The organism is Oceanobacillus aidingensis, from assembly GCF_042654105.1.
In the GTDB taxonomy this organism is placed as follows: Bacteria; Bacillota; Bacilli; order Bacillales; family Amphibacillaceae; genus Oceanobacillus; species Oceanobacillus oncorhynchi.
The window spans coordinates 14,627-40,624 of sequence record NZ_JBHSFT010000007.1 but is presented as its reverse complement, the minus strand read 5'-3'; the positions used below and the strand labels follow the sequence as shown (position 1 = coordinate 40,624).

The following is a 25,998-nucleotide window of genomic DNA, read 5'->3' as shown; positions in this document are numbered from 1 at the left end:
AAGAGAACAGCAGCATTCTAATTTATTGTTTTGAAAACCCTTTCAAGTAGTTAATTTCGACTTTTTTTTGGAAACTCCTTCTTTTTCAACAACATTTTTCTTATCTATTTTTTACAGCATCAGAAAAAGCAATGAACTATATGTATTTCAACACAGCTCATTGCTCTTTATTTATTCCTTTGCCATCGCAAATTCATGCTCATCTAATTTTTGTTCTTTATCATTGTTATTCAATGCAAAAATCGAGAAGATAACAAATAATACTACAATGGAGCCTAATATATAGAAGGTCGTTTCGTAGTTAGTCAAATCATAAATCCAGCCGACTAATGCAGAGAAAATGATAACCCCAATTTCACTGGAGACCTTAAAGCCGATGAGATAAACCGTTGCAGATAACCGCACATCGAAGTTTGCAGCAATATATTTAAATACCGCAATCAATAAAATCGGTAATTCCACTGCGTGAAGCATTTTCATGAATGAAATACCAAATCCGCCTGTTACCATGGCGGAACCAATGATACGAAAAGCCATGATACTTCCTGCCAATACAAGCGAGCGCTTAATTCCGACTTTGTTCACAATAAATGGTGCCAGGAATAAGAAAATCGCTTCGACAAATACTTGTATAGAGTTCAGAATTCCGTAAACGGTGTTCCCATCCGTACCTGCCCCGGAGAATAGGCTTACAAAGTAAACTGGGAAAAGCTGCTGATCATATACCGTATAAATACATACGGTTCCAAACAGATAAATAATTAAAAACCAAAATACTTTATTTGAAACTAAAAAGCGAATATCTTTCATTGATATATTGGAGACACTTTTTTCTTCTGTTTTCGTAACCTCCACTTTAAAAAACACATTAATCAAAAGAAAGATAATTCCTGTTCCCGATGCAATCCAGAAATTAATATGTGGATTAATACTCATTAATGCCCCTGCGCCAATAGCAGAAACAGCGTAGCCTAATGAACCCCACATCCGTGCTTTACCAAATTCAAAATCGTATTTACGGCTGAGTTTTTCTGTAAAGGATTCCAAAAATCCTGCGCCTGCTATAAACCCTGCGCCTAAATAAATAGCACCCAAAGCTGCTCCTAAGTAAAAATTATTCAAAAGTAATGGCTCATAGACATAAATAACAAATGGTGCAATAAGAACAAGTACCACACTCTGTATCCAGACAAGATTTTTCTTCGTCCCCAATTTATCCTGCATATATCCATAAAGAATCATGAAGAATAAAGAAAAGAATGAGTTAAACGAGTAGATTGTTCCGACTTGTGCTCCTGTTAGTCCAAGACTGTTATTCAACCAAATCGCATAGAAAGACCACCAGATAGACCATGTGATAAAGAAGAAAAATAGATAGCCAGATGAGAACCAATATTTACCATTTTTTAAAAAATCCATATTTATTAAATCCTTTCTTTGTAAAGCAAGGAGGAGCTTTTCTTACTCCTCCATTCAGTTATGTTTATTTCCAAATAGAATGCAGCTTTGTCCATGTGACAGTGTCTAATTGCAGCGTTTCATTTACTGTAGAAATTTCCAGCTTTGTTACTGTTCCTTCTGGATAAATCAAGTTTGTTGATACAGTTAAACCATCATTTAAAAAGATTTCTGCAGATGATCTGTCAATAATTACTTTCAGATTCTGAACATCCATTCCATGTAAACTGCCTTTTATTTCTTTCGGAAAATCTGCTGAAAAGTCAACCAGCCCATCCGTACGATAGAATGTATAAGCATCTTCTTTATAGTCTAATTCTAATCGGAACGCTTCATCTTGATCTGTAACTAATTGCACGCTCCACTTCGTACTAGCTGATGCTGTTGAAACCTGCAAATCTACTTGAGCAGTATCACTAATTTCGTAGCTTTCCGGCTTACCAGGATGAACAGTTTCATCTTTATAAGAAACCTCTTCCCTGCTATTATCTGCGGTGATGGCCTCTTGCTTTAATAAGAGACTTCCATCTTTTTCAAATAAGGAAAGCTTCCGCGCCAGACTCATTGCGCTGCGCCATGGCGAGACCGGGACAACTCCCGCATACTGCCAGTTATTCATCCAGCCGACCCAGTAAGTATCCTCTGTATTGTCCCAGCTGACAGCTGCATAAAAATCTTTTCCTGCATCTGCCCATTTCAGTTCATCTTGCGGTGTTTCATTCGGGTGAAATTCTTTCCCATCAAAACTTCCAGTAAAATAATACACTGCGGAACCGCCGTTAGGCCCGTCTGCATTGATGCTTACAATAAGTATCCATTCTTTTTTAGAACTGTTCTCTACTGGTAAATAAAGCAGGTCCGGACACTCCCAGACACCGATATAGGAAGGATATTCTTTTCCAAATGAAGATAGATAGGTCCAATCAATTAGATTTGGCGAGCCATAAAACTGGATATGGTCCCCACAAGCCAATACCATGACCCATTGCTTGCTTTCTTCATGCCAGGAAACCTTTGGATCACGAAAATCTTTTATTTCTGTGTTTGGAATAACTGGGTTCCCTTCATACTTTATCCACGTTCTTCCCTTGTCCTCACTGTAAGCGATACTTTGCTGCTGACTTGCACCATCATGTGTGAAGATGGCGACTAATCCGCCGGCATCGCTTTCAAACAAACCACTCGTATTATTTTTATCTACGACTGCAGAGCCTGAGAAAATCGTTCCCAATTCATCTGGTGCTAACGCAACCCCATGCTCTTCCCAATGATACAGGTCTGTACTTGTTGCATGTCCCCAGTTCATATTTGCGTGGTCATTGCCATGTGGATTGTACTGGTAAAATAAATGATACTCTTCTTCGTAATAAACGAGGCCATTTGGGTCATTCATCCAATTTTCCTTTGGTGTGAAATGTAATTGCGGACGATGTTTTTCTTGATATAGCATGTAAATCTCCCTCTCTTTAGAAATGTTATTCTTATGAAACTGTGAAATAATATTTGTTGTTCTATGTAGTATTAACTTATACTTTGAATATAATGTCAACCGGTTGACATTATATTCATAAATATCTTTGATTTAAAACTTATAATGTAAAATATCTCTAAAAAAGAACAATTTAACTGGCATAACTATGTGAAATCCAGTTATAAAAGCTGGATTTCACATAGTTTGAATGAATTCATTAGCAAACGTTTATTCCAGTTATTTCTATTATTTAATTCCTGTTCCAGACCCGCCAAGACCCTGCAGAATATATTTTTGCGCCAGAATATATACAATGATTAACGGAATCGTAGATATCGTTAAAATCGACATAACCTGATTCGTAAAAACCGGTTCGGTTGTATTAATATTTGTTATTGCTACTTGTAACGGGAATTTCGACGTATCTGTCAAGACCATCAATGGCCATAAATAGTCATTCCAGCTGGCGATAAAAGAAAGTGTACCAACTGTTGCAATGGCTGGTTTGGACATAGGCAGCACAATTCTCCAAAAAATGGTCCAGTTGTTTCCCCCATCAATCTTAACAGATTCAATAACCTCTTCAGGCACCGCTTTAAAGAAATTCCTAAATAAGTAGATAAAGAATATATTTGCAATTAACGGCAGGATTACTGCTAACCGTGTATTTAAAATTCCTAAACTATGAGCTACGGTAAACTGTGTAATAATAATCGTTTCCACTGGTACAATCAACAGTGCAAGCATTAATGCAAAAAGAATTTTCTTTCCCCGGAAATGGAACCGGGCAAAAGCATATCCAGCCATAGCATTGACAACAATGGATCCGCCTGTAATCACTACTGCATAAATAACACTGTTAAAAATATATTGTACAATATCGAATCGGTTAAATAGTTCTTTATAAGACTGCAGCCAATCAGATGGATTAAGCGACGGGAGCAATGCTTTAATTCCGTTCATATCTGTATAGATACTGGCTTCAGGCTTCAATGAGGAGACAATCATCCAAATTAAAGGAAATACAAAGATACATGCGATTAATATAAGTACTGTATATTCGATAATTCTTCTAATTGGTTTTTTCATTAGTTATCGTCCTCCCTTGAAACTCTGCTTTGGATAAGAGTAACAATTCCGATTACAATCCCAAAGATAACAGTCATCGCACTGGCGTAACCTATCATCCGATCAGAGAAACCAGATTGATAGATATAGTAAACAGGCGTCATGGTTGCATTCATTGGTCCGCCTTGTGTCATGACCATCGGCTGTATAATCAGCTTAAAGGCAGATATTAATGTCGTAATCATAATCAATATAGATGTAGGCTTTAATAAAGGCAATGTAATGTAGTAGAATTTCTGCCATTTATTCACTCCATCTATTTTTCCTGCTTCATATACCTCTCCAGGAATATTCTGAAGCCCCGCTAAAAAAATAAGCATTTGATAACCAGCCCCCTGCCAAGCAGATACGAATACAATAGTAACCATAGCTTGGGTCGGACTGCTTAAAAATGGTTGCGGATCTATTCCTACATTAAGAAGTATATTATTAATCAAACCTTCTGAAGGATTTAATAAATATAACCAAAGGACAGAAATAACAACGAGCGACAAAACAACTGGCGAGAAGAAAGCAACTTTAAAGAAGATATTTCCTTTACGCTGTTTGTTAATCAATAAAGCCAGGCCAAGTGCTGCCCCAACTTGAATTGGAATAACAAGTACTACAAATAAGGCAATGTTCTTTAAACTTTGTATGAAAACAGGATCTTTAAAGATTGCTATAAAATTTTCAAGCCAAACAAAATTAATATCATTTGGTGTTAATAAATAGTAATCTGTAAATGAATAATAGATTGCTAATAACGATGGATAAACTAGAAATAGCCCTAGTAATATTAATGCTGGCGCTAAAAAAATATAAGCTGCTAAATTCTCCTTCTTTTTAATATTCATTTCCTAAACCCCTTTTAAATATTTCAGCTTAGTAAAATACTAAGCTGAAATATTCTTAATATAATTCGGTCTAACGTTCTTCCTGTAATTTTCTAGATTAATCTAATGCACTCTGAATTTGTGCTGCCTTGTCATCAAGCAACGCTTGAATGTCACTATTTTCTTCATAATAAGTTGTGTCGCTTATTGTATCCTGAAAAATACGGCTTACTTGCGGGTAATTAGGCAGAAGCGGACGAGCTTGTGCAGACGCTGCGTTCTGTTCAATTAAAACATTCATTTCATCACTTACTTCATCTGTAATTTCATCAATTGCCGAGTAAGATGCCGGCAGAACACTATTTGCTAATGACATTTCTGATAATGATTCCGTAGATACCATAAAATCAATTAATGCTCCTGCTGCTTCCTGTTTTTCAGAAGAAGCAGACATTGCATATTGCCAGCTTCCTGATGGTGATACAAGTTCACCTGTATCTGGAGACGTTGGATATGGCATCACACCGTATTCAATATCTGGATATTCTTCAAGCTCTGCAATTGTCCATGAGCCGCCAAGCTTCATTGCGTATTCTCCAGTATGGAACCCTTTTTCCACCGGTGTAATCGTACTGTAACCATTTTTCACCATATCCTGGATAAATGTGAACGCTTTGACGCCATTCTCGTCGTTTAAAACGCCTTCAGCTGTTGTGCCGTCTTCAGAAACGACATCTCCACCTTGCGACCATAAGAAAGGAGTAAATGCGTACATTAACCATTCGCTCTTATCGTCGAATCCCATATCAATAACTGGCTTGTCAAATTCATTATGCAATGTTTCATTCAGTTCTATGAATTGATCCCAATCCCACGGCTCGTCCACTGTCGGCAACGTTTCCAAGTCTATTCCCGCTTGTTCAAACATTTGCTTATTATAGAAAATACCTACTCCAGATTCTGAAAAGCCGACTCCATACATCTGGTCATCGTACGTACCTTGTTCAATAATGCTCGGCAGTAAATCATCTTTGTTGGTGAGATATTCATCGACTGGAGCAATAATTCCAGATTCTGCATATGCTGCTGTATTCGGACCATCTAATGTTAAGACATCGGGTAAAGTATCTGTTGTTAATGCTGCATTAATTTTATCTTCATATCCTCCACCACTTCCGCTGCGGGGAACAAATTCTGCTGTTGCTGTATATTCTCCTTCATATTCTTCATTGAAACGGTCAATTGTATTTTGCATTGCTTCTCCTTCAGGCGTTTCTAATGAAGTATGGAACCAAACAACTATCTCATTATCATTTGCTTCAGAGCTTCCTCCACTGCCACAAGCTGCTAAGAACAAAACTGCACACACGACACCGACAAGTACAGATAACTTTTTCATTACTAATCCCCTTTTCATTTTCAGTTTATTGTAACTGCTTACAAAAGATTATATGACAACCGGTTTCATATGTCAACCGGTTGTCATATACTTTTTAAAATTTTTACAAGCTTATGGCATATTGTTAATGTCTTATTACAGGCAAGTCTCTTACGTTTAAATTTATCTATAATAGCAAAAAGAGATGAACCCAGGCTGGCTAATCACCACCTCCGATTCATCTCTTTTTTTCATCTATTTTTTCATCGCTAATGCAATACAGCCTTTTACCCCTTGATCGTCATCTAATCCCGGGGCTACAATCAACTCATCTACATTCTCTACTTCTATATAGCCGTTCAACAATTCCATAAATTTTTCACGAATCATTGGATAGAGCTTTTTCTGCTTCATTACTCCGCCGCCAAGAATAATTTTTTCTGGAGAAAGAATAACAAAATAATCCAATATAGCCTGTGCAAGGTAATATGCTTCTATTTCCCAAACATGATCCTCATCAGCTAATTCCGCTCCCTTGCGTCCATAACGCGCTTCGATTGCCGGTCCTGCAGCTAATCCTTCTAAGCAGGCTCCATGGCTTGGGCATGCTCCTTCAAAATCATCTTCCGGATGTTTTTTTAATATAACATGGCCCATTTCCGAATGGTTTCTTCCTTGAAACGGTTTGCCATCTTGAACAAGCCCAGCCCCAATACCTGTACCTACTGTTATGTAAAGACAGCTGGAGGCATCTTTTCCAATACCGTATTCATACTCTCCCATACTCGATGCAATAACATCTGTATTAATAGCTACCGGTATATTAAAACGTTTTTCTAATTCTTCCAAAAGAGGATAATAACGCCAAGGAACTTTCGGGGTGTTTTCAATCGCGCCATAGTTTTCACTGTCTGCCCGTAAATTGATTGGTCCAAAAGCTCCTACTCCCATTTTTTCAATCGAATACTTAGAAAAAAATTCTTCCACCCGTGCTAATGTTTCTTCAGGTGTTGTTGTCGGAAAAGCAGTTCGATCTAAAATGGTTCCGTCCGGATTACCTACTGCACATACAAACTTTGTTCCACCTGCTTCAATTGCTCCTATCATTTTGAAAACACTCCTTATCTATCACTCTTATTGTTTGATTATTATAGCAGATTTTTCTCATTGGGATATTATTTCATCCTTTTTTCTCCGTCTAAATAGGAATAAACATATTGTTCTTCATGTTACATGACCTGTTGTTTTCCCTTTCCACAGGGAAACCGGGAATGTTTTTTCTTTCAAATCATGGGGCTTCCCATCAATCTCCTGAATCAATGTTTCCACAGCATTTTCTGCAATTTGATATGTAGGCTGAATAATCGTCGATAAATCAGGATAAATCGAACGAATCAGACCTGTTCCATCATAACCAATAATTTTTAAATCCTCAGGTATTTTATAACCCAAACTTTCAGCATACTGTAAAGTACGAATAGCTAATAAATCATCACTGGCAAATATACCATCCACATCTGGATTTTCCTTAAAAAGCTGTTTTATAATATCAATATTGCTTTCTAAATAAGCAACATTCGGTACATGATACGTTAAAGGTATTCTTCCTGCATCATGCATCACTTTTTCATAAGCGTATTGTCTTTCATTTGCTGGTGTTTCCAAATTCACATCTCCATTAATATGAATGATATTTTCACATCCGGCTTCTATCAACTCTTTCGTTGCCATTTCTCCGCCTTGAAAGTTATCTGAGCTGACAACATGAATATTTTCCGATAGATAATGATCAATCACAACTGCAGGAAATTGCTGCTCCTTATCAACTAAGCCGCGATTATACGTGACAACAATTACCCCATCTACTTGATTACGCTGCAGCATGTCCCAATATTTTTTTTCTTTTTCTGCCTCTTGCAAACTGTTGCATAACAAAACTTTATATCCTTTGTCATTACATATTCTCTCAATATTATCCACTAGCTCACCAAAAAAAGGATGGTTAGTAGAAGGTACGATAACACCAATCAAGTAGGTACGCTTATTATACAGTGAACGTGCAAGGTCATTCGGTATATAATTGATTTCCTTCATCGCTGCAAACACTTTTTCTTTCGTTTTGCTGCTGATGTATCCTCTATCGTTCAGTACACGAGAAACTGTTGTTGGAGATACTCCAGCAACTTTCGCGACATCCTGAATCTTAGGTTTCATAAAAATCTTCTCCTTTTGGCCCGCTTTCATTTATCTATTCTTAATCATATAGTCTTTCTGTCTCAACGTAAAGAATGGGTGTTAAACTGCACAAAAACAGCCTGATAAGATATAAATGTTTTATACCTTACCAGGCTGTTAGCTGCTAAACTACAACGCTTCCTTCACCTCATCCGGCAATTCCGCTTCACTTACTTCATCATACGAAGAAACTTCATTATCCTTATTCACGTAGAGCATCAGATATGCTCCCTGGCGCAATTCCTTCTGGGCGGAAAATTCAACCTGAATTTCTTCCCCATCCTCTGTATAAGCCGGCTGCTCATACCAATACGTCTTCATTACTTCACCATTATCCAGCTTATCTTCTTCCGTATATGCTGATTCGTCGATTTGAACGTAAGCATTATCCTTCCCTGTCCGATTAAAGTCTACCGTCATCAACACTACAACCGCAGCAACAAATAAAACTACAACACCAATTACTAAAGCCATTATTTTCTTCATTTTACCCCTCCTGTGCGGCGGGCTGGGTAATTGTTTTATTAAATCCCCGAACCGTAACCACGTAATATAAAATATAAATCAATGTATAGGCAGCCATCCAAATAATAACCGGCTCCCATAAGTTCATATCTAATAAATTAGAAAACGCCATTAAAGCAACAGCTCCATGCATCAGACCTAATACCAGCGGTGCTAAGAAAATAAGACCGACTTGATAACGGACGGTTTTTTTCATTTCTTTTTTAGACACGCCGATTTTATATAGAACGGTATATTTACCCTTATCTTCTTCCGCTTCCGTCATCATTTTAAAGAAGATAATGCTGCCTGTAGCCACTAAAAATACCAGCCCCAAAAAGCTGCCGACAAATAACATCGCCCCCGATGATTCGATGGAATCCTGATAACTTTGGACAGCACTGGAGAAATGCTCTGTTTTTGCTTCCAGCTCTTTGGAAAGCTCTAAATGGTCCTTATAATCAGCGGTTTGCACGGCCTGATAAGTGCCTTCCTCGCCGTCCAGCTCTTGAAATGACGCATCATCCATCACTAAAGTTATTCCGGGCAGGGTTTGAATATTAAACAGCGGTTGTTCAAAAAACTGATCCACCGCTTTCACGTCATTACCTACTTCTACCGTTGCTGCTTTCTCTTCCAACCGTTCATCATAAAAGGGATCAGCCATGATGACTTCATCTTTTGCTAAATCAACATTTTCTACATCCCAGCCGAGCGCTTCTGTCAGCTTCATAAACGTTTCTTCGTCAATGACATAATAGGATTGGTCATATACTTCCCCTTCTATGGTAATGTCCTTCGCTTCAAAGCTGACCGCGTCTTCTACTATGCCCGAATCGATGTCCTGTTCCTCTCCCTCCCACATAAAGGAGAAGGGTGTAAATTGTTCTACATTTTTTTCGGTATTATAATACGTCCCGAATATTGCTCCGCCTGCCGTAATCGTTGTCGCACTCAACGTCGCAATAATCGTTAATGTTTTCGCATTCCCTCGAATCCGGTAAAGAAGCTGGGAGGAGGTCATCAGATTAAGCCCTTTCCAAGCCCAGTTCTTACTCTTTTTCAATAGATTTAAAACATAAACGAGCACACTGTTAAATAAAAGATAAGACCCTAAAATCGTGAAACCGATGATTATAAGCGGCATCGCTAAGCCGAAAATCCGCCAGGCAGAAGAGGTCATTAAATCCTGAAGCGCCAGCCAATAGGCCCCAGCTAGAGCGAGTACACCAATCAGCGCAGAAAGGATGCGTGCTTTTGGCTGTGCTTCCCCTTTTTTCTCGGCTTGGAATAAATCAATGAGCTTAAATTTATAAATCACCCGATAGCCTAATAGAGAAGTAACTAAAAAGATCAGGAAGAAGACCACTACTGTCTCAATCACTGCCTGCATGGAGAACGCAAAACCGACAGATAATGATAAGCCCATTAATTTTAATAATAGAGCTAGTAAGGCTTGCGACAATAAGAAGCCTAGGCCCACCCCGATAACTAATGCAATCAGCCCAATCACGATATTTTCAAAGAATAGTAAAAAACCAATCGATCGTTTACGTACCCCTAATAAGGAATACAGAGCAACTTCTTTTTTCCTTTTTTTCATAAAAAAGGAATTGGAATACAGAATAAATATAGCCACAAAAATCATCAGTACAAATGCGGAAGCGCTCATCACCGCCTGCATTTGTTTCGAAGTCTCTGCCAATCCGCTGATATCGTCACTATGCTTCAGCATGGCAAAGGTAAAATAAATAATAATCGAGAAAATCGTGGAACCAATATATAATCCATAGCTCTTCATGTTTCTGCGAATATTTTTTAATGCTAAATCAAACAAGGTCATTCCCGTCACCGCCTGCTCCTGCCAATTCATCTAAAATCATCTGGAAGAATTCCTTTCGTGTATGCGTGCCGCGAATAAGCTCCTGCGACAGACCTCCATCTCTTATAAACAGAATACGTCTGCAAAAGCTTGCTGCATAAGCATCATGTGTTACCATCATCACCGTTGTTTCATGCGCTTCATTCAAATTGCTTAAGCTCTCCAGCAAATCGGTAGCTGACTTGGAATCAAGCGCTCCTGTCGGTTCATCCGCAAAAATAAGCTTCGGGTTCGACACGAGTGCACGACAGGAAGCAGTACGCTGCTTTTGTCCCCCGGAAATTTGATACGGATATTTATCCAATAAATCCTCGATGCCAAACGAACGGGAAATGGCATTTACCTTCTCTTCAATTTCCTTCGCCGGCTGTTTGGCAATCGCTAACGGCAGCAGAATATTTTCCTTTACCGTTAAGGAATCTAATAAATTATAATCCTGAAAAATAAAGCCTAAATGATCGCGGCGAAAATCTGCCAGCTTATCCTCTTTCATCTTGGCAATATTGTCTGCCTCTACATAAATATCCCCTTTTGTCGGTGTATCGATCGTTGCGAGTACATTAAGAAGCGTTGATTTTCCTGCTCCAGAAGGTCCCATCACTCCGACAAATTCACCATGATCAATGGTAAAGGATATGTCTTTCAGCGCTTGAAATGTATTAGCGCCTTTTCCATATATTTTTTCAACACCATCTACTTTTAATAAATGCTCCATTATTTTTGCACCTCTTTTATATATTCCCTGTGAACGTTCTATATTTTTACTATAGACCTTCATCCTTAAACAGCCATCAATCTAACCTTACAAAATGTTTAAATCTCACTCATAGTTGACGAATTCCTGTTAAGATAGTAATAATTCAACTTTTTAGTAAATGATAAAAGAAAACCTCACTTTATATATAAATAAGAAAGGCGGGAACACAGCATGGAAAAGCCAAAAATTTTAATCGTGGATGACGAACAGGACTTATGTCAGTTAATGAAAACAGCTCTGCAAAAAGAGGGGATGACCGAAATTGCAACAGCCGGCTCTATCCGGGAAGGATGGCAGCAATTTGTTAAATTTGAGCCCGATTTGGCGATATTGGATGTGATGCTTCCGGACGGCGAAGGCTATGATTTATGCCGGAAAATCCGTGAAATATCACGTATTCCAATTCTATTTTTGTCCGCGAAATCAGATGAAATCGATAAAATACTCGGACTTGCTATTGGCGGAGATGATTATATTACGAAGCCTTTCAGTCCTAAAGAAATGGCTTACCGTGTGAAAGCGCAGCTGCGCCGGGCAGGTATCTATTCCATGGAAGCTTCCAGCTCGCACGCCCCAGCGCAAGCAGATAAAAATATTGGCGAATTTACGATTAATGGGGATGAAACAGAAATAAGCAAGGATGGCAGGGTGTTAGAGCTGACGGCGAAGGAAGTCGGCTTAATGGCGTGCTTTATGCGCAACCCGAAGCATATTTTAAGTAAGGAAACCTTATTCGAAACCGTATGGGGCGAAGACTTTTACGGAGCAGATAATACATTGATGGTGCATATCCGCAGACTGCGGGAGAAAATTGAAGAAAATCCTTCAGAACCCGCCTACATTGTTACGGTAAAAGGACTCGGCTATCGCTTTAACCCATAAACTGCTTCTATGTTTACATGATGAAGAGATTTTTATTTGATAAAGGAGAAAGTGCACCATGAAATGGAAACTCACCATTCGCTACCTTATTTCCATTCTCAGTATTGTTTTTATCGTCAGCATTGTGAATACCGTTATTCTGCTTGCGTTGATATTGTCTCAGCACAATGAGGATCCAGAAGATATCATTCATGATACAGGAGAAAACTTTACCCGTTCCTTCTTTTACTATTTGTCTATGGAAGACGGCGAACCTGTTGTATCCGAAGAAGGAAAGGATGCACTGACCCGATTTGGAGCCTGGCTGCAAATATTAGACGAAAATGGAAATGTGTTATCCGATGAATTCGCACCAGATAATGCGGCTACACACTATACACCGATTGATTTAGTTCATAAATATAAATATATGGATGATGATTTAAATACCTACTTTATCGGAGAATATGAGGGCTTCAGCTATATCATTGGTGTTCCGGATTCCAAGCAGCAACGGACCATTATTATGGCTGACCCGCAACAGTTTCTGACATACGCTTCCCAATTCCTAGGTGCGATTATTATAGTCGATTTAATTATCGCCTTTATTGTCGGATTTCTATTCAGTACCGTGCTGACCAAACCAGTCTCGCGCATCATAGAACGAATCAGCGAGCTGAAGGAAAGAAAGTTTGAACCGAAGAAAATGAAGCGTCCAGGGGTATTTAAACGCGTTTTCTCCAACTTAAACGATGTATCTGAAACCTTGCAGGCTCATGAAAACGAACGGCAAAAACTGGAACAGATGCGTAATGAATGGATCAGCAACGTTTCACATGATATTAAAACACCGCTCGCATCCATCCGAGGTTATGCGGAGCTGCTAAGCAATGAGGATATCTCTGCAGAAGAACGCTTAGAATATGCCGAAGTCATTGAACGGCAATCACTCTATATGAAAGAGCTGCTGGATGATTTTAATTTAACGATGCGGCTAAGAAACCAGGAAATGACATTGAATCTTCAGGAAATCCGGGTAGAAGGCTTTGTCCGAAAAATGATTATTGATTTACTAAATGACCCGCAATTCCAAACACGTGACATTGACTTTAGCAGCTACGCACCCGAGTTAATTTGGAATATCGATCAGCATTTAATGAAAAGAGCTATACTGAACTTTATTTTCAATGCCTTGATTCATAATGATGAGAACGTCAAAGTAACCGTAGAAGTACAAGAAGACGGTATTATCATCCGCGATGATGGGAAAGGGATCAAGAAAGAAGAACAGGCACAAATTTTTGATCGTTATTACCGCGGCACGAATACGACTTCACGCGGAACCGGTCTGGGTCTGGCTATTTCAAGAGATATCATTCAGGCGCACGGCGGCATGGTGGAAATGGAGAGTGAAGTTGGGAAAGGGACGATGTTTAAGATTCGGATGCAATAGCTTTATCATAGAGCAGTTCAATGGAGTTATTGTTAACTATCAAAGCGATAAATCAACTTATGGGTTACTTTTTTTGAAACACATAAATAATGCCTGCAGAAAAATTTCTGCAGGCATTTTTAATACACTCTTTAGTGGCTTACACCGCTGCGCTTATATCCCGTATTTGCTTTCACTTTCACTTCTGCATAACGCTTCATATCCGTCTCCTTCGATAGAATCGTACCTAGATAACCACCCAGGAAGCCGAGCGGAACCGAAACAAGTGCCGGATTCGTCAGCGGGAAGATAGGCTCTCCTACAAATAAGGCCGCCCCTTCTACCGGTGAAAATACGCTGGGACTAATGGACACAAGGATTAATGCAGAGAATAACCCCGTCAGCATGGCCGTCACTGCTCCTGCCGTATTGAATCGTTTCCAATAGATGGTGTACAAAATAACCGGTAGATTGGCACTGGCCGCAATACAAAAGGCAAGCGAGACAAGAAAAGCCACATTTAAATATTGAGCAAATAGAGCTAAAACAATGGACAGAACAGATACAGCCAAGGATGCGTAACGGGCGGCTCTCACCTGCTCTCTTTCTGTTGCCTTTCCCTTTTTAATAATCTGTCCGTATAAATCATGTGCAAATGCGGAAGCTCCTGAAAGAACAAGTCCAGCTACTACCGCTAAAATCGTTGCGAATGCAACTGCTGAGATAAAGGCAAACAGGATGTCCCCTCCAATCACTTGAGCAAGCAATGGGGCAGCCATATTTCCTCCCGGATTTGCAGCTAATATGTTTTCATATCCAACGAATGCTGCTGCTCCGAAGCCTAAGAATAATGTCAACACATAGAAGATGCCGATAACCCATGTTGCGATAACAACAGAGCTTCTAGCCGTCGGCGCATCCCGCACAGTAAAAAACCGCATTAAAATATGAGGCAGCCCCGCAGTTCCAAGTACTAACGCCAGCATAAGCGATATCGTACTGAGCGGTTCTGTATATTGCAATCCCGGCATTAAGTATGCTTCTCCATGCGCTGTTACAGACTTCACATCCGTAAACATTTGCCCGATATTAAAATTAAATTTTAACAGGACAAGAAACGTCATAACGACCATCCCGGCCATCAGCAGAACTGCTTTGACAATTTGTACCCAGCTTGTAGCAATCATCCCGCCGAATAAAACGTAAATCGTCATCATCACACCAACAATCAGTACTGCCGCCCAATATGGAATACCAAATAATAGCTGAATCAAAGCTCCAGCTCCTACAAGCTGGGCTATCATATAAAAGGTGCTGATTGTTATCGTATTCAGCGCCGCTGCTCCCCGAACCTTACTGGCGTTAAAACGGGAATTAATCATATCAGCCAGTGTAAACTTGCCGAGGTTACGCAGCGGTTCGGCTACAAGGAAGAGAACCACTAAATATGCAATCAAAAACCCGATGCTGTAGAAAAATCCATCAAATCCATATAAAGCAATAGCACCTGCAATCCCTAAAAAAGAGGCTGCAGATAAATAATCACCGGCAATCGCCAGTCCATTCTGCATTCCTGTAAGTCCTCCGCCGGCAGTATAAAAATCTCCTGCTGTCTGCGTCTTTCTTGCAGCAAAGAACGTGATCACAAGTGTTAATATAACAATTGCCAAGAAGAGGATAACAACCGTCGCACTCATCGTCCTTCCCCTCCTTCTTCCATTTCTTTTATAATTTCATCTGCCTGTTTATCAAAAACAGCTGCTTTTTTTACATAAACCGTACATAATACCCATGTCATGATAAATTGGGCTAATGCAAACAGCCACACCCAAGAAATATCGCCAATCGCCGGCGTATTTAAAAATGTGGTATACGAAGTCAAAACCGGAAGTAAGAAATAAAATACCAGGAAAAAGATTGTTAATGGCACAATAAATTTTTTTCGATCGTGCATCAGCTTTTTAAAAGACTTGCTTTCTGTTACTTGCACGTAGTCAATCTCTTTTGCAGGGTTCTGCTTATATTCTTTTTCTGCACCCATCTGCATCCTCCTCGAAAATCGGAAAAAAAGGTTTTCTGACCGCTGCCCCTCTGTTAAAGAAAACTTAGTTGCACTTATGCAGGAAGTATACACTTTCTTAACTGCCAAAAAACCTTTTATCACCTTTAAGTCGTTAACCAGCTTCTTTCTATCTGAATCAATTACCGCTTCTCTGCCTTTTTCTTCATATCCCTTCAGCAGCTGCAATTGTCTCCTTGGACTGGCATTCCTCCTTCAATCCTTTTTAATCCCTTTTTGTAAACGCTTTCTAAATTATAAAGGAAGATGCTTATGTGCGTATGTATATTTGCTTCAACGGTTTAAATAAATGATTGAATGGTTGGAATCTTGTGATGAATGGTTCATTTCAAAAAAACCTTAGCTACACTTATGCAGCTAAGAAAGCCTTTCCTTTCCTAGCTGCCAAATAACTCAAACAGATGCTTTCTTGCAGTCCGGCTGACGGGAATCGTTGTCTGCTTTTTATCACGTAATGTGATATTGCTCGCGCCATTAAACCATGGTGTGATCTCCTGAATATGATTTAAATTAACCAGATAACTGCGGTGCGTTCTGAAAAAAGCATGACCTTGCAGTTTCTTTTCCAGCTCCTGCAATGACATTCTGCTGTAAATCACTTTGTCCTCTGTATGAATTTCCAACACCCGATTATGTGGCATAGCATAATAAATCGCATCCGGAGACAGAACGATTGTCCGGTCATCATTGTCGATCAAAAGCTTTGCTGAGGAAGTCATCCCTTGGTTGGACGGTCCCTCCTCTTTGCTTTTCAATTGCTGCATGCGTTTGCGGAGCCGGTTCATCGCCATTTGAAACCTTTCTGTATCATATGGCTTCAGCATATAATCTACTGCCTCTATTTCAAATGCTTCCACAGCATAATCCTCGTATGCCGTAGTAAAAATAAATAACGGCGCTCTGATGTAGGCAAGCTCCATTATTTTCTTGGCTGCAGCTACACCGCGCATGCCTGGCATATGCACATCCAGAAAAATAACATCCGGTTCATACTCCTTATACAATTCAACCAGCTGTTTTCCTGTCTCGGCACTCGGCAGAAGCTTGACGTCTTTTTCCTTTTCCAATAAATAAATCAATTCTTCCCGTGCCAATTGCTCATCTTCCGCAATCATCGTATGAATTTTCATCATAAATCATCTTCCTTTCTAGTGTTCACGGCTGGAATGGTAAAATGGACCTCACTCCCGCCACCAGGTAAATTCCGCACATGCAGCCTCGATTCTTCCCCAAGCAGATTGATTAAACGCTGATTCACATTATACAAACCCGTTCCGCCATGCGGCTTCCCTGTCAGCACTTTCTCTCCTGCCTGCAGTAAAATTGAATCTGGAAACCCTTGACCATTATCCTGGACACTTATTTTTATCCATTTGCCGACCTGCTCCATCTTCACATCCACTCTTCCCCCCTCGGAAACATGTTCTAATCCATGTCTGACACTATTTTCAACAAGCGGCTGAATCGATGACGGCGGAATCAGCAGATGTGACATTTCCTCCGGCTGTATAAAATGGATTTGCATCCTCCCTGTAAAACGGGTCTGGATAATCTCGATATACGCTTTTACATGCTCTGTTTCCTTTTCCAATGGGACAAGCTGTGTTGATACAAGCTTTAAGTTAAAGCGCATAAAATGTGCCAATTGCACTGTAATATGCCGTGCTTTTTCAGGTTCCTTGCGAAATAAGGCAGCTATCATATGCAGGGTATTAAATAGAAAATGCGGATTGATTTGTGCTTGCAAATTGCTTAATTCTGCATCACGTGTATGCAGTTCAAGACGTTCTGCTTTGATTGTTTTTAATTGATTAGCAATCAATTGACCGAGACCCTCCGCCAGCATTAGCTCGACCGGACGGATATGCTGGGGTTTGCGAAAATATAATTTGATCAGCCCAATCGTTTGCTGTGCTTCCCAGATTGGAATAATAATCACAGCCTCTAATGGGCATTTTTTATGCGTACATTGAATTTCTGCTTGGGAATAAGCGACCAATATCTCTTTGGATTCTAAGGCTTGATGTGAAATTTGAGTGATTAACGGATTTCCAATTCGATGATGATCGCCTCCGAGCCCTTTATGCGCCATTACTTCTTTATCATTTGTTACGGTAACAGCAGCTAATTTCAAACGCGCATAAAATAAATCAGCAATCCCTTCTGCCTTCTTCTGAAAGGATTCTTCTTTTAAAAAAGGCAACGCCTCCTCCGCAATCGTTAATGCCTGCCTCGTTGCAAAGGCAGCTTCATTTTCCTGCTCTCTGAGGACAATTGCAATCATTGCTGTAAAAATAGCAATGGCTATACTGTTGGATAAAACCACCGGTAAACCAATCGTGTTGATCAGCTCTACCATGGTTCGATCCTGTGAATCAAAAATAAGCAATAAATGCATCAATAAAATTGGAGGAAATATTCCAATGAACAAAGCTTTTATCGGTGATATAACACGCTCCTGCGAGAAAAACCGTGCGGTAAATCCAGCAAGCAGACCGGTCAGCGGATTTACAAGACTATTAGCCATAAAACCAATCCCGCCCAGGAAAAACAAATGCGTACCAGCAATAATTCCTGCTCCCAGACCAACCGCCGGGCCCCCTAGCAGCCCCGCCATGACAATGGCAACTAAGCTGGAGCTTACCACCATCTGGTCTGCTTCCACTTCCCAGACAAAAGCATGCGTTACCGTAAAGTCACTGCCGATAACGACACCTGTTAATGTTCCGGCAATTCCAAAAATACCAAACACACACGCATGAATTCCTGCCATTTTAAAACTGAATTCGCGGTAAAGCAGCGACCGGAAGCCCGGAATGCGTGTAAGAACAAAGGCAATGACCAACAATAGACCTAAACGTTCGAATAAAACCATTGTCAAATCCATCATGAACGATTTCTCCTTCCTTCTATCCCGGTTTGGGCCTGCAGGTAGAAGGATGCAAATGGAACGGTATTTTCCTTATTCCGTGATAAAACAGCTCCCAAATACGCCCCTAAAAATCCGGCAGGAATCGCAATAATCCCTGGATTATAAAGAGGGACAACAGCCTCAGCAGCTATCCATCCGCCATCCGGATTCATCACATGCGGACCTAAGAATAAGAGTATCAGAGACACAGTCAGCCCTGAGAGCATCCCCGAGATTGCTCCTGTTTGATTGAAGCGCCGCCAGTAAATCGTGAATAAAAGGACGGGCAGATTGCTGGAAGCTGCCACGATAAATGTTAACGAAACCAAAAACGTTACATTCATATTCCGCAATCCAAGTGCAAGCAGTGTAGACAGCAGACCGATAAAAAATGCGGTCCAGCGCGCAGCACGTAGACGTTTCTTTTCCGAAGTGTTTCCTCTTTTTAAGATATGGAAATAAATATCATGAGAGAACGCAGTCGTCGCAGAGATAACCAAACCAGCTACCACAGCAACAATTGTAGTAAACGCAATGGCTGCGATAAACGCCATTAAAAAATCTCCGCCTAAGCTCTCCGCTAATAATGGCGCAGCTAAATTTCCAAATGGATCGAGTAGCACCAATTCTTCAAACCCTACCAAAGCAACAGCGCCAAGACCTAAAACGAGTGCAATTAAATAAAATGCACCAATAATCCAGCTTGCCGTTAAAAGAGATTTCCGCACTTCTACGGTATTTCTGACAGTAAATAAGCGGATTAAAATATGCGGAAGCCCGGCAGTGCCCAGTATTAACGCAAGATGTAAGGAAAGCGTTTCCAATGGATTGTTAAATAAATGCCCCGGCAATGAAAATTGATCTCCTAAGGGCGATCCAAGTGTAACCTGCTCTAAAAGATTCCGGATACTCCAGTTAAATCGCGAAAATACAATCAGTGCCAACAAAAATGTACCGGACAAAAGCAGCACTGTTTTAACAATTTGTACCCAGGAAGTAGCGAACATTCCACCGAAAACAACATAAATCGTCATTAATATTCCGATGATCAGAACGGAAGCGGAATAATTAATATCTAACAATAATCGAATCAACAGCCCGGCGGCCACTAATTGCGGAATCATATAAAAGATGGAGATAATTAAAGCTCCGACAGCCATAATCCCCCGCATTTTATAGCTTGGAAAACGTGCGCAAATAACATCTCCTAATGAATACTTTCCCAAACGATGTACCGGCTCCGCAATAAAAAATAAAACAATTAAATAGGAAACTAAAAAACCAATCGCATACAAAAAGCCATCAAAGCCGTTAATCGCAATCGTTCCGACAATACCCAAAAAGGAAGCAGCACTGATATAATCTCCTGCAATCGCCATCCCGTTTTGCGTCCCTGTTAAACTGCCGGCAGCAATATAGAACTGATTGGTCGTTTTGCTTTGCCTCGCCGCCCAATAGGTAATAATCAGGGTGCAAATAACAATGCAGAGAAAGAAGAGCAGATAGGTAATGTTCATAGATTCACCTTCCATTTTCAAGGTAGCTATTTCACAGAATGACTCTATTGCTAACCTGATTGGTAACGTTTCAAAATATGTAAAAATTGTTTAAATTTCATCTTTTCATTTACTATAAATTGTATATTATGCGAGAAGAGAAGTAAAGGTGTGCTTATCGGCTGATAACGTGTATTTTATTCAAATAAAAACCCAATAATATCCGCTTATTTCAAGCTTTATTATCGGGCTTTCACTCTATATTTTTTGTTCAAATAACTATACTTCCTTCATCTTGACTCCAGCCGAATGGTCATAAGGAAATTGACTGCCATCCTTTCCTTCAAACTTTTCCCGATTCTTCCAATATCCGAATGTGCCCACCGTATCACGATACGCCATCCGTTTGATAATCTGACTTCCAGTTAAATCCCCGCCGTCTGTACGCTCCAGCTTTACCCCGGCTGCCCTGTGGCCCAGCGTCTGCCCGCCGCATTTTAACTGTGCGTATTCCAATGACCACATAATCAGCGTCGGGTTGACTAAATTAAAGAATACCGGGCTCTTGATTTTCTTTTCCAATAGACTCTCTGTTGCCAAAGTAACTGTTGTGGATACGGTTAAATCAATTAGATAAGCTTTCAACCTTTTTTTCGTGATAGCCTGCATCTTAACCACCTCTTTTCTTTTTATCCTATTAAAAGACTTGGAAGGTGTCTATTTTTAACTCCATTGCTGGCCTTCAAGAAAAAATATATGTTATTTTTGATAGCGTAAAGCTCCTTCTTATGCCTTTCCTTTCACGCAAAATACTATAATCTATCATTAATTAGTGCTACAATAGAAATTGAGAGTTACTTCAGACTATTTTTTAATAGCCGATTATTGGCTCAACTAAAAAAGGAGTGAAAGTGATGCAGCAAAATCAATTAGAAAGAATGAAAAATGACAAAGGATTTATAGCAGCACTGGATCAAAGTGGAGGAAGTACACCAAAGGCTTTGGCTGCCTATGGAATCCCGGAAAACGCCTATCAGGGCGAAGATGAAATGTTTGACCTGGTTCACGAAATGCGGACAAGAATTATTACATCACCTTCCTTTAATGCCGATCAAATTATTGGCGCGATTCTTTTTGAACAAACGATGGACCGTAAAATCGAAGGAAAGTACACCGGCGATTATCTCGCTGAGGAAAAAGGAATTGTCCCATTCTTAAAAGTCGACAAAGGCCTTGCAGAAGAAGCAGACGGCGTTCAGCTGATGAAGCCAATCGATAATTTACAAGAAACATTAGAGCGTGCCAACGATCGTCATATTTTTGGTACAAAAATGCGCTCTGTGATTAAAGAGGATAACCGGGAAGGTATTAAAAAAGTGGTCGACCAGCAATTTGAAATTGGAAAACAAATCATTGCTGCCGGACTGGTACCGATTATTGAACCGGAAGTAGACATTCACAGTCCTTCTAAAGAAGACAGCGAAGAAATTTTAAAAGCAGAGATTTTAGAGCATTTAAACCAGCTTGATTCGGATCAGTTGGTTATGCTTAAGTTATCCATTCCAACACAGAATAATTTATATAGAGAATTAATTGATCACCCGAATGTTGTCCGGGTTGTTGCATTATCTGGCGGTTATTCTACAGATGATGCAAATGCGAAGCTAAAAGACAATAAAGGACTTATTGCCAGCTTCTCCAGAGCATTAAGTCAGGATCTAAACGCAAATCAATCTCAAGAAGAATTTGATGCAGCATTGAAAAAAGCGGTTGATTCTATCTATGAAGCTTCTATTTCTTAAGAATTAAAAAAAGGTTATGAGCAGACATTTTAGTTAACTGCTCATAGCCTTTTTTATTAACTCGTCCAAATAAACATATGCACGATGGTAAGAATAATCCCGCCGGCAAGATAGGATAGGAGGACCCATGGAATAATCCAGCGGAACCAAGTAGTCCATGGAATTTTAGCAATTGCCAAGGAAGCCATCAATACTCCCGATGTAGGCGTAATCGAGTTGGATATCCCATCCCCCAATTGGAAGGCCATTACCGCAGTCTGTCTGCTTACCCCGGTAAGGTCGGATAATGGTGTCATAATCGGCATGGTTAAAGCAGCCTGTCCGCTCCCTGATGGCACTAAGAAGTTTAGAATACTCTGGAATACATACATCCCTATCGCAGAAAAAGCCGTAGGAAGCTGGCTTACCAGATTGGATGCCGCAAATAGAATCGTATCAATCGTATTACTTTCCTCTAAAACAACTAAAATCCCGTAAGCAAAACCGACAACTAACGCTCCGACAATCAGCTCTTTACAGCCGTTGATAAAGGATTCGGCGATTTGATTCACACGCAGCTTGCCGACAAAACCGGCAATCACTCCCATAATTAAGAACAGCGAAGCAATCTCCAGAATAAACCAGTCAAAATAAATTACTCCGATAGCCAAAATAATAATCGTTGCTACTAATAATCCAATAATAACAGCTTGTCTGCCTGTCAGTTTTTTATATTGTCCATCTAAAGAATCATCCAAATTTCTTTGTTTATCAATCTTGTACATTAAGCTTTTCTCTGGATTTTTCTTTACTTTTTTCGCATAAATCATAACAAAAGCTATACTAAATGCAACAAAAATAATCCACATAGCAAAGCGTATCCCCATGCCAGAGAATGTCGGCAGCTCGGCAATCCCTTGTGCTACCCCGACTGTAAATGGATTCATAAAGGATGCTGTAAAACCTGCGCCAGAGCCGATAATAACCATAGCCGCTCCAGTTAAAGAATCAAAGCCTAATTTCATTGCTAATGGAACTAAAATCATAATAAATGGAATCGTTTCTTCTGACATCCCAAACGTCCCGCCGCCCAAAGCAAATAGCGTCATGATAACAGGAATCAGATATATTTCTTTATCCGCCATCTTCATTGATAGATTGGCGAGCCCTGTTTCGATTGCTTTCGTTGCATTTAAAATACCAAAAGCACCGCCCACAATAAAAATAAAGAAAATAATGTCTGCGCTTTGCGTCATTCCTTTATGTACCGTTTGAAAGACTTCAAAGAATCCAGTCGGGCTTCCTTCTGCTTCATGATATGTGTCATTAATAACAACCGTTCTTTCAGTCCCATTGACGACAGTTGTTTCCCGTTCGTATTCTCCAGCTGGAATAAAGTATGTCATTACCGCTGTAATAATAATCAGCCCAAACATGAGAGCAAAAACATGCGGAAATTCCCATTTTTTCTTCTGCTTCTGAGAGTTCTCCTCCGCCGTATTTACATTTCCGCTCATAGTAACCTCTCCTTTTGCCTGTTTTTAAAATAAAAAACAGGCAGTTTACTACTTTGTTAAAGAAATAAACTACCTGTTACAATGAGACCTTACCTCATTCTACCCTTACCGATTTTCAAATTCTTGTTTAATCGCATGTAGTAAATCTTTGTTGACTATAATATCATACCCAGTATGTGCCAAAGCCAGTACTGCATCATGAATTGCTGCTTCCCCATCTGGCGTGATTGTTTTTTCTGCAAACTCCTTCGTATGAAAAACAAGACCCGGCTCATTTAAACCGGCAAACGGATGGATCGATGGAACAACCTGACTGACATTCCCCATATCTGCTGACCCTGTCGCCGGAACAGCCGGATATACAGGATTCACACTATACGACTTCATATGCTTCGTAAATGTGTCTGACAGCGCTTGGTTTGTAATCATATTATCGTAGCTTAGCTCATAGTTGGAAATCTCTACCGAAGCGCCTGTCATCAAGCAAGCTCCTTCCGCAATATTTCTTACCTTCTCTCCAAGCTCATCCACCAGCTTCCGTTCATTGGCACGGATATAAAATTGTGCTGTAGCTTCTGCAGGTACGATGCCTGCTGCTTCTCCGCCTTTCGTGATAATGCCATGGATTCGCACATCATCCGGCACATGCTCCCGAAGCGCGTTTATCCCATTAAATAATTGAATCACAGCATCAAGAGCATTGATTCCCTGCTCCGGGGATGCCGCTGCATGGGCTGCTTTTCCTGTAAAATCAAACTGAAGGGCATCCATGGCCAGCATCGGACCGCTTTCAGAGGATACATCGGCGCCATGCACCATCATCGCGACATCAATATCTTCAAACGTCCCCTGCTCGCTCATCGGCACTTTTGCACCGCTTGTTTCCTCTGCAGGCGTGCCTAAGACAACGACCTTCCCGCCAATTTCTTCTATATGCTGACGTAGTATGACACCAGCTCCTACAGCAAACGCAGCAATTAAATTATGCCCGCAGCCATGTCCGATGCCAGGCAGCGCATCATACTCTGCCAAGTAAGCAACGGTCGGCCCCGGCTTACTGCTTGTATACTCTGCGCGAAAAGCAGTCGGGCGATCAACAATGCCTGTCTCTACTTCAAAATCATACGTCTTTAAATAATTAACCAGTAACTTCATCGATTCAAATTCTTGATCTCCCAGCTCTGGATTCTCATATAATTGATTGCTGATTTGATTCAGCTCTTCTTGGATAGCTTCATAGTTTTTCTCTAATGACATTTGCTGATAAACCTCCTCATACTGAAAAAATAATTATATCACAAATGTATTTTCATGCAAAAATATGCGTTGTTATGCATTATAACATAGTTCAAAAAGGAATGGTCGAAAAACAGAGAAATAGGCTGTTTATTTTTTATTATTTTTAAAGAGAAGCCGTGCTCTGATTATGTTTATTCAAGAAACAGTCCATAGAGGAACCTTTCCAAAATATGCAATAAAAGCCTGTATTTTTTGATTTTAATTATGTATAATAAGTTTTATTCTGACTCATTTTTAAAGGAGCTTTTCATCCATGCCTATTTTGCCTTTTCTTACATTTGTTTTTGTCAGCAGCTTTACCCCTGGTCCAAATAATTTTATGGCCATCTCTTTCGCAAACCGCTACGGATTTAGAAATACCATATCCTTTTGTATAGGGGTAGGAGCAGGCTTCTTTCTTATCGCTTTACTTTGCAGCTTTTTCAATCGAGCACTTATTGAAGTCCTGCCAGTTATTGAAACACCGTTAAAATTCGCGGGTGTATTCTATATGCTCTATTTAGCTTATAAAACATTTACCAGTTCAGGAAGCAAGCAGGAATCTTCAGCCAAAGCAGATAAAAATCTGTTTATCATTGGTACACTGATGCAATTTATAAATCCCAAAGCGATTCTCTATGGCATTGCCGTTGTGTCTACATTTCTGCTGCCCTATTACCAATCCTATTTCAGCTATATCCTATTCTGTCTTTTCTTAGGGATTGTCGGTATTTGCAGCTCAATTACCTGGAGCCTGTTTGGTTCTGTTCTTCACAATTTCTTAGACCGTTATCAGAAGGTCTTTAACATAGTTATGGGCTTATTGCTTGTATATAGTGCTTTTGCTATTTTGATAGGGTGACTATTTTCTTCAAAAAGATTAATTAAAACTTAAGAAGGAACCTTGTGCCCTCCTTATTAATTCTGTTTATTTTTTATAATATCTTTTTCAAATTTCTCCTCTGCAACATGGAAGGAAATTTTAAAAATTAAAAAAGCTAAGTAACATTTAGA

General features: G+C 39.9%; 22 protein-coding genes. 4 read left to right on the top strand and 18 right to left on the bottom strand.

Features of this window, described 5'->3' with window-relative positions:
- Window positions 1-171 precede the first annotated feature (171 nt).
- The 10 genes from ACFO3P_RS04590 to ACFO3P_RS04545 form a co-directional block, all read right to left on the bottom strand.
- The gene (locus ACFO3P_RS04590; RefSeq protein ID WP_193064476.1) at window positions 172-1,419 is read right to left on the bottom strand and encodes an oligosaccharide MFS transporter; all 1,248 of its coding nucleotides are present in this window, start codon (window positions 1,417-1,419) and stop codon (window positions 172-174) included.
- Window positions 1,420-1,483: 64 nt separating this feature from the next.
- Window positions 1,484-2,908 carry a glycoside hydrolase family 32 protein gene (locus ACFO3P_RS04585; protein WP_193064475.1) on the bottom strand — a complete coding sequence of 475 codons (1,425 nt, stop codon included), beginning with the start codon at window positions 2,906-2,908 and terminating at the stop codon, window positions 1,484-1,486.
- Window positions 2,909-3,175: 267 nt separating this feature from the next.
- Complete coding sequence (locus ACFO3P_RS04580) at window positions 3,176-4,018, bottom strand: carbohydrate ABC transporter permease (protein WP_042529088.1); 843 nt, start codon at window positions 4,016-4,018, stop codon at window positions 3,176-3,178.
- Window positions 4,018-4,893 (bottom strand): carbohydrate ABC transporter permease, encoded by an 876-nt coding sequence (locus ACFO3P_RS04575; protein WP_193064474.1) that lies wholly within the window; start codon window positions 4,891-4,893, stop codon window positions 4,018-4,020. The genes ACFO3P_RS04580 and ACFO3P_RS04575 overlap by 1 nt, the downstream gene beginning before the upstream one ends.
- A gap of 97 nt (window positions 4,894-4,990) precedes the next feature.
- Window positions 4,991-6,271 (bottom strand): ABC transporter substrate-binding protein, encoded by a 1,281-nt coding sequence (locus ACFO3P_RS04570; protein WP_193064473.1) that lies wholly within the window; start codon window positions 6,269-6,271, stop codon window positions 4,991-4,993.
- Window positions 6,272-6,505: 234 nt separating this feature from the next.
- Entirely contained in the window at window positions 6,506-7,357 is an 852-nt protein-coding gene (locus tag ACFO3P_RS04565) for an ROK family protein (RefSeq protein WP_193064472.1), read from the bottom strand.
- Between the two features lie 117 nt (window positions 7,358-7,474).
- Entirely contained in the window at window positions 7,475-8,464 is a 990-nt protein-coding gene (locus ACFO3P_RS04560) for a LacI family DNA-binding transcriptional regulator (RefSeq protein ID WP_042529080.1), read from the bottom strand.
- Between the two features lie 150 nt (window positions 8,465-8,614).
- Window positions 8,615-8,971, bottom strand: coding sequence for a YxeA family protein (locus tag ACFO3P_RS04555; protein WP_193064471.1), 357 nt, complete (start codon window positions 8,969-8,971; stop codon window positions 8,615-8,617).
- A gap of 1 nt (window position 8,972) precedes the next feature.
- Window positions 8,973-10,832: an FtsX-like permease family protein gene (locus ACFO3P_RS04550; protein ID WP_289584545.1), complete on the bottom strand. Its 1,860-nt coding sequence runs from the start codon at window positions 10,830-10,832 to the stop codon at window positions 8,973-8,975.
- Window positions 10,819-11,586, bottom strand: coding sequence for an ABC transporter ATP-binding protein (locus tag ACFO3P_RS04545; RefSeq protein ID WP_256705287.1), 768 nt, complete (start codon window positions 11,584-11,586; stop codon window positions 10,819-10,821). Before ACFO3P_RS04545 ends, ACFO3P_RS04550 begins: the two co-directional genes overlap by 14 nt.
- Before the next feature lie 213 nt (window positions 11,587-11,799).
- Between ACFO3P_RS04545 and ACFO3P_RS04540 the strand changes: the two genes are divergently transcribed.
- Both ACFO3P_RS04540 and ACFO3P_RS04535 read left to right on the top strand, forming a co-directional pair.
- On the top strand, window positions 11,800-12,510 hold the full coding sequence (locus tag ACFO3P_RS04540) for a response regulator transcription factor (protein ID WP_042529071.1): 711 nt from the start codon (window positions 11,800-11,802) through the stop codon (window positions 12,508-12,510).
- A 58-nt stretch (window positions 12,511-12,568) separates the two neighbouring features.
- Window positions 12,569-13,942 (top strand): sensor histidine kinase, encoded by a 1,374-nt coding sequence (locus tag ACFO3P_RS04535; protein WP_256705288.1) that lies wholly within the window; start codon window positions 12,569-12,571, stop codon window positions 13,940-13,942.
- 131 nt (window positions 13,943-14,073) lie between these two features.
- Here the strand turns inward: ACFO3P_RS04535 and ACFO3P_RS04530 are convergent, their stop codons facing one another.
- The 6 genes from ACFO3P_RS04530 to ACFO3P_RS04505 all read right to left on the bottom strand — a co-directional run bounded on the left by ACFO3P_RS04530 (window position 14,074) and on the right by ACFO3P_RS04505 (window position 21,077).
- Entirely contained in the window at window positions 14,074-15,618 is a 1,545-nt protein-coding gene (locus ACFO3P_RS04530) for a solute symporter family protein (protein ID WP_289584489.1), read from the bottom strand.
- Window positions 15,615-15,962 (bottom strand): DUF485 domain-containing protein, encoded by a 348-nt coding sequence (locus ACFO3P_RS04525; RefSeq protein WP_042535655.1) that lies wholly within the window; start codon window positions 15,960-15,962, stop codon window positions 15,615-15,617. The genes ACFO3P_RS04530 and ACFO3P_RS04525 overlap by 4 nt, the downstream gene beginning before the upstream one ends.
- Window positions 15,963-16,378: 416 nt before the next feature.
- Window positions 16,379-17,134, bottom strand: a complete 756-nt coding sequence (locus ACFO3P_RS04520) for a LytR/AlgR family response regulator transcription factor (protein WP_332094075.1) — start codon at window positions 17,132-17,134, stop codon at window positions 16,379-16,381.
- A complete protein-coding gene (locus ACFO3P_RS04515) occupies window positions 17,131-18,891 on the bottom strand; it encodes a LytS/YhcK type 5TM receptor domain-containing protein (protein ID WP_193064467.1) in 1,761 nt (586 codons plus the stop codon). The genes ACFO3P_RS04520 and ACFO3P_RS04515 overlap by 4 nt, the downstream gene beginning before the upstream one ends.
- The gene (locus tag ACFO3P_RS04510) at window positions 18,888-20,429 is read right to left on the bottom strand and encodes a solute symporter family protein (RefSeq protein ID WP_289584490.1); all 1,542 of its coding nucleotides are present in this window, start codon (window positions 20,427-20,429) and stop codon (window positions 18,888-18,890) included. Before ACFO3P_RS04510 ends, ACFO3P_RS04515 begins: the two co-directional genes overlap by 4 nt.
- Before the next feature lie 258 nt (window positions 20,430-20,687).
- On the bottom strand, window positions 20,688-21,077 hold the full coding sequence (locus ACFO3P_RS04505; protein ID WP_042529060.1) for an RDD family protein: 390 nt from the start codon (window positions 21,075-21,077) through the stop codon (window positions 20,688-20,690).
- A 245-nt stretch (window positions 21,078-21,322) separates the two neighbouring features.
- Between ACFO3P_RS04505 and ACFO3P_RS04500 the strand changes: the two genes are divergently transcribed.
- Entirely contained in the window at window positions 21,323-22,210 is an 888-nt protein-coding gene (locus tag ACFO3P_RS04500) for a fructose bisphosphate aldolase (protein ID WP_042529058.1), read from the top strand.
- A 56-nt stretch (window positions 22,211-22,266) separates the two neighbouring features.
- Here the strand turns inward: ACFO3P_RS04500 and ACFO3P_RS04495 are convergent, their stop codons facing one another.
- Both ACFO3P_RS04495 and ACFO3P_RS04490 read right to left on the bottom strand, forming a co-directional pair.
- Complete coding sequence (locus ACFO3P_RS04495; RefSeq protein WP_042529056.1) at window positions 22,267-23,706, bottom strand: YfcC family protein; 1,440 nt, start codon at window positions 23,704-23,706, stop codon at window positions 22,267-22,269.
- Between the two features lie 105 nt (window positions 23,707-23,811).
- Complete coding sequence (locus ACFO3P_RS04490; RefSeq protein WP_212929254.1) at window positions 23,812-24,963, bottom strand: M20 family metallopeptidase; 1,152 nt, start codon at window positions 24,961-24,963, stop codon at window positions 23,812-23,814.
- A gap of 295 nt (window positions 24,964-25,258) precedes the next feature.
- Between ACFO3P_RS04490 and ACFO3P_RS04485 the strand changes: the two genes are divergently transcribed.
- A complete protein-coding gene (locus ACFO3P_RS04485) occupies window positions 25,259-25,846 on the top strand; it encodes a LysE family translocator (protein WP_212929255.1) in 588 nt (195 codons plus the stop codon).
- Window positions 25,847-25,998: the final 152 nt, after the last annotated feature.

What these genes read in the sequence shown, in the direction of transcription:
- ACFO3P_RS04495 (WP_042529056.1), bottom strand. Translation starts at nt 23,706, where the DNA reads ATGAGCGGAAATGTAAATACGGCGGAGGAGAACTCTCAGAAGCAGAAG.
- ACFO3P_RS04590 (WP_193064476.1), bottom strand. Translation starts at nt 1,419, where the DNA reads ATGGATTTTTTAAAAAATGGTAAATATTGGTTCTCATCTGGCTATCTA.
- ACFO3P_RS04500 (WP_042529058.1), top strand. Translation starts at nt 21,323, where the DNA reads ATGCAGCAAAATCAATTAGAAAGAATGAAAAATGACAAAGGATTTATA.
- ACFO3P_RS04505 (WP_042529060.1), bottom strand. Translation starts at nt 21,077, where the DNA reads ATGCAGGCTATCACGAAAAAAAGGTTGAAAGCTTATCTAATTGATTTA.
- ACFO3P_RS04570 (WP_193064473.1), bottom strand. Translation starts at nt 6,271, where the DNA reads ATGAAAAAGTTATCTGTACTTGTCGGTGTCGTGTGTGCAGTTTTGTTC.
- ACFO3P_RS04565 (WP_193064472.1), bottom strand. Translation starts at nt 7,357, where the DNA reads ATGATAGGAGCAATTGAAGCAGGTGGAACAAAGTTTGTATGTGCAGTA.
- ACFO3P_RS04490 (WP_212929254.1), bottom strand. Translation starts at nt 24,963, where the DNA reads ATGTCATTAGAGAAAAACTATGAAGCTATCCAAGAAGAGCTGAATCAA.
- ACFO3P_RS04550 (WP_289584545.1), bottom strand. Translation starts at nt 10,832, where the DNA reads ATGACCTTGTTTGATTTAGCATTAAAAAATATTCGCAGAAACATGAAG.
- ACFO3P_RS04485 (WP_212929255.1), top strand. Translation starts at nt 25,259, where the DNA reads ATGCCTATTTTGCCTTTTCTTACATTTGTTTTTGTCAGCAGCTTTACC.
- ACFO3P_RS04520 (WP_332094075.1), bottom strand. Translation starts at nt 17,134, where the DNA reads ATGATGAAAATTCATACGATGATTGCGGAAGATGAGCAATTGGCACGG.
- ACFO3P_RS04515 (WP_193064467.1), bottom strand. Translation starts at nt 18,891, where the DNA reads ATGATGGATTTGACAATGGTTTTATTCGAACGTTTAGGTCTATTGTTG.
- ACFO3P_RS04540 (WP_042529071.1), top strand. Translation starts at nt 11,800, where the DNA reads ATGGAAAAGCCAAAAATTTTAATCGTGGATGACGAACAGGACTTATGT.
- ACFO3P_RS04525 (WP_042535655.1), bottom strand. Translation starts at nt 15,962, where the DNA reads ATGGGTGCAGAAAAAGAATATAAGCAGAACCCTGCAAAAGAGATTGAC.
- ACFO3P_RS04580 (WP_042529088.1), bottom strand. Translation starts at nt 4,018, where the DNA reads ATGAAAAAACCAATTAGAAGAATTATCGAATATACAGTACTTATATTA.
- ACFO3P_RS04560 (WP_042529080.1), bottom strand. Translation starts at nt 8,464, where the DNA reads ATGAAACCTAAGATTCAGGATGTCGCGAAAGTTGCTGGAGTATCTCCA.
- ACFO3P_RS04510 (WP_289584490.1), bottom strand. Translation starts at nt 20,429, where the DNA reads ATGAACATTACCTATCTGCTCTTCTTTCTCTGCATTGTTATTTGCACC.
- ACFO3P_RS04555 (WP_193064471.1), bottom strand. Translation starts at nt 8,971, where the DNA reads ATGAAGAAAATAATGGCTTTAGTAATTGGTGTTGTAGTTTTATTTGTT.
- ACFO3P_RS04585 (WP_193064475.1), bottom strand. Translation starts at nt 2,908, where the DNA reads ATGCTATATCAAGAAAAACATCGTCCGCAATTACATTTCACACCAAAG.
- ACFO3P_RS04535 (WP_256705288.1), top strand. Translation starts at nt 12,569, where the DNA reads ATGAAATGGAAACTCACCATTCGCTACCTTATTTCCATTCTCAGTATT.
- ACFO3P_RS04545 (WP_256705287.1), bottom strand. Translation starts at nt 11,586, where the DNA reads ATGGAGCATTTATTAAAAGTAGATGGTGTTGAAAAAATATATGGAAAA.
- ACFO3P_RS04575 (WP_193064474.1), bottom strand. Translation starts at nt 4,893, where the DNA reads ATGAATATTAAAAAGAAGGAGAATTTAGCAGCTTATATTTTTTTAGCG.
- ACFO3P_RS04530 (WP_289584489.1), bottom strand. Translation starts at nt 15,618, where the DNA reads ATGAGTGCGACGGTTGTTATCCTCTTCTTGGCAATTGTTATATTAACA.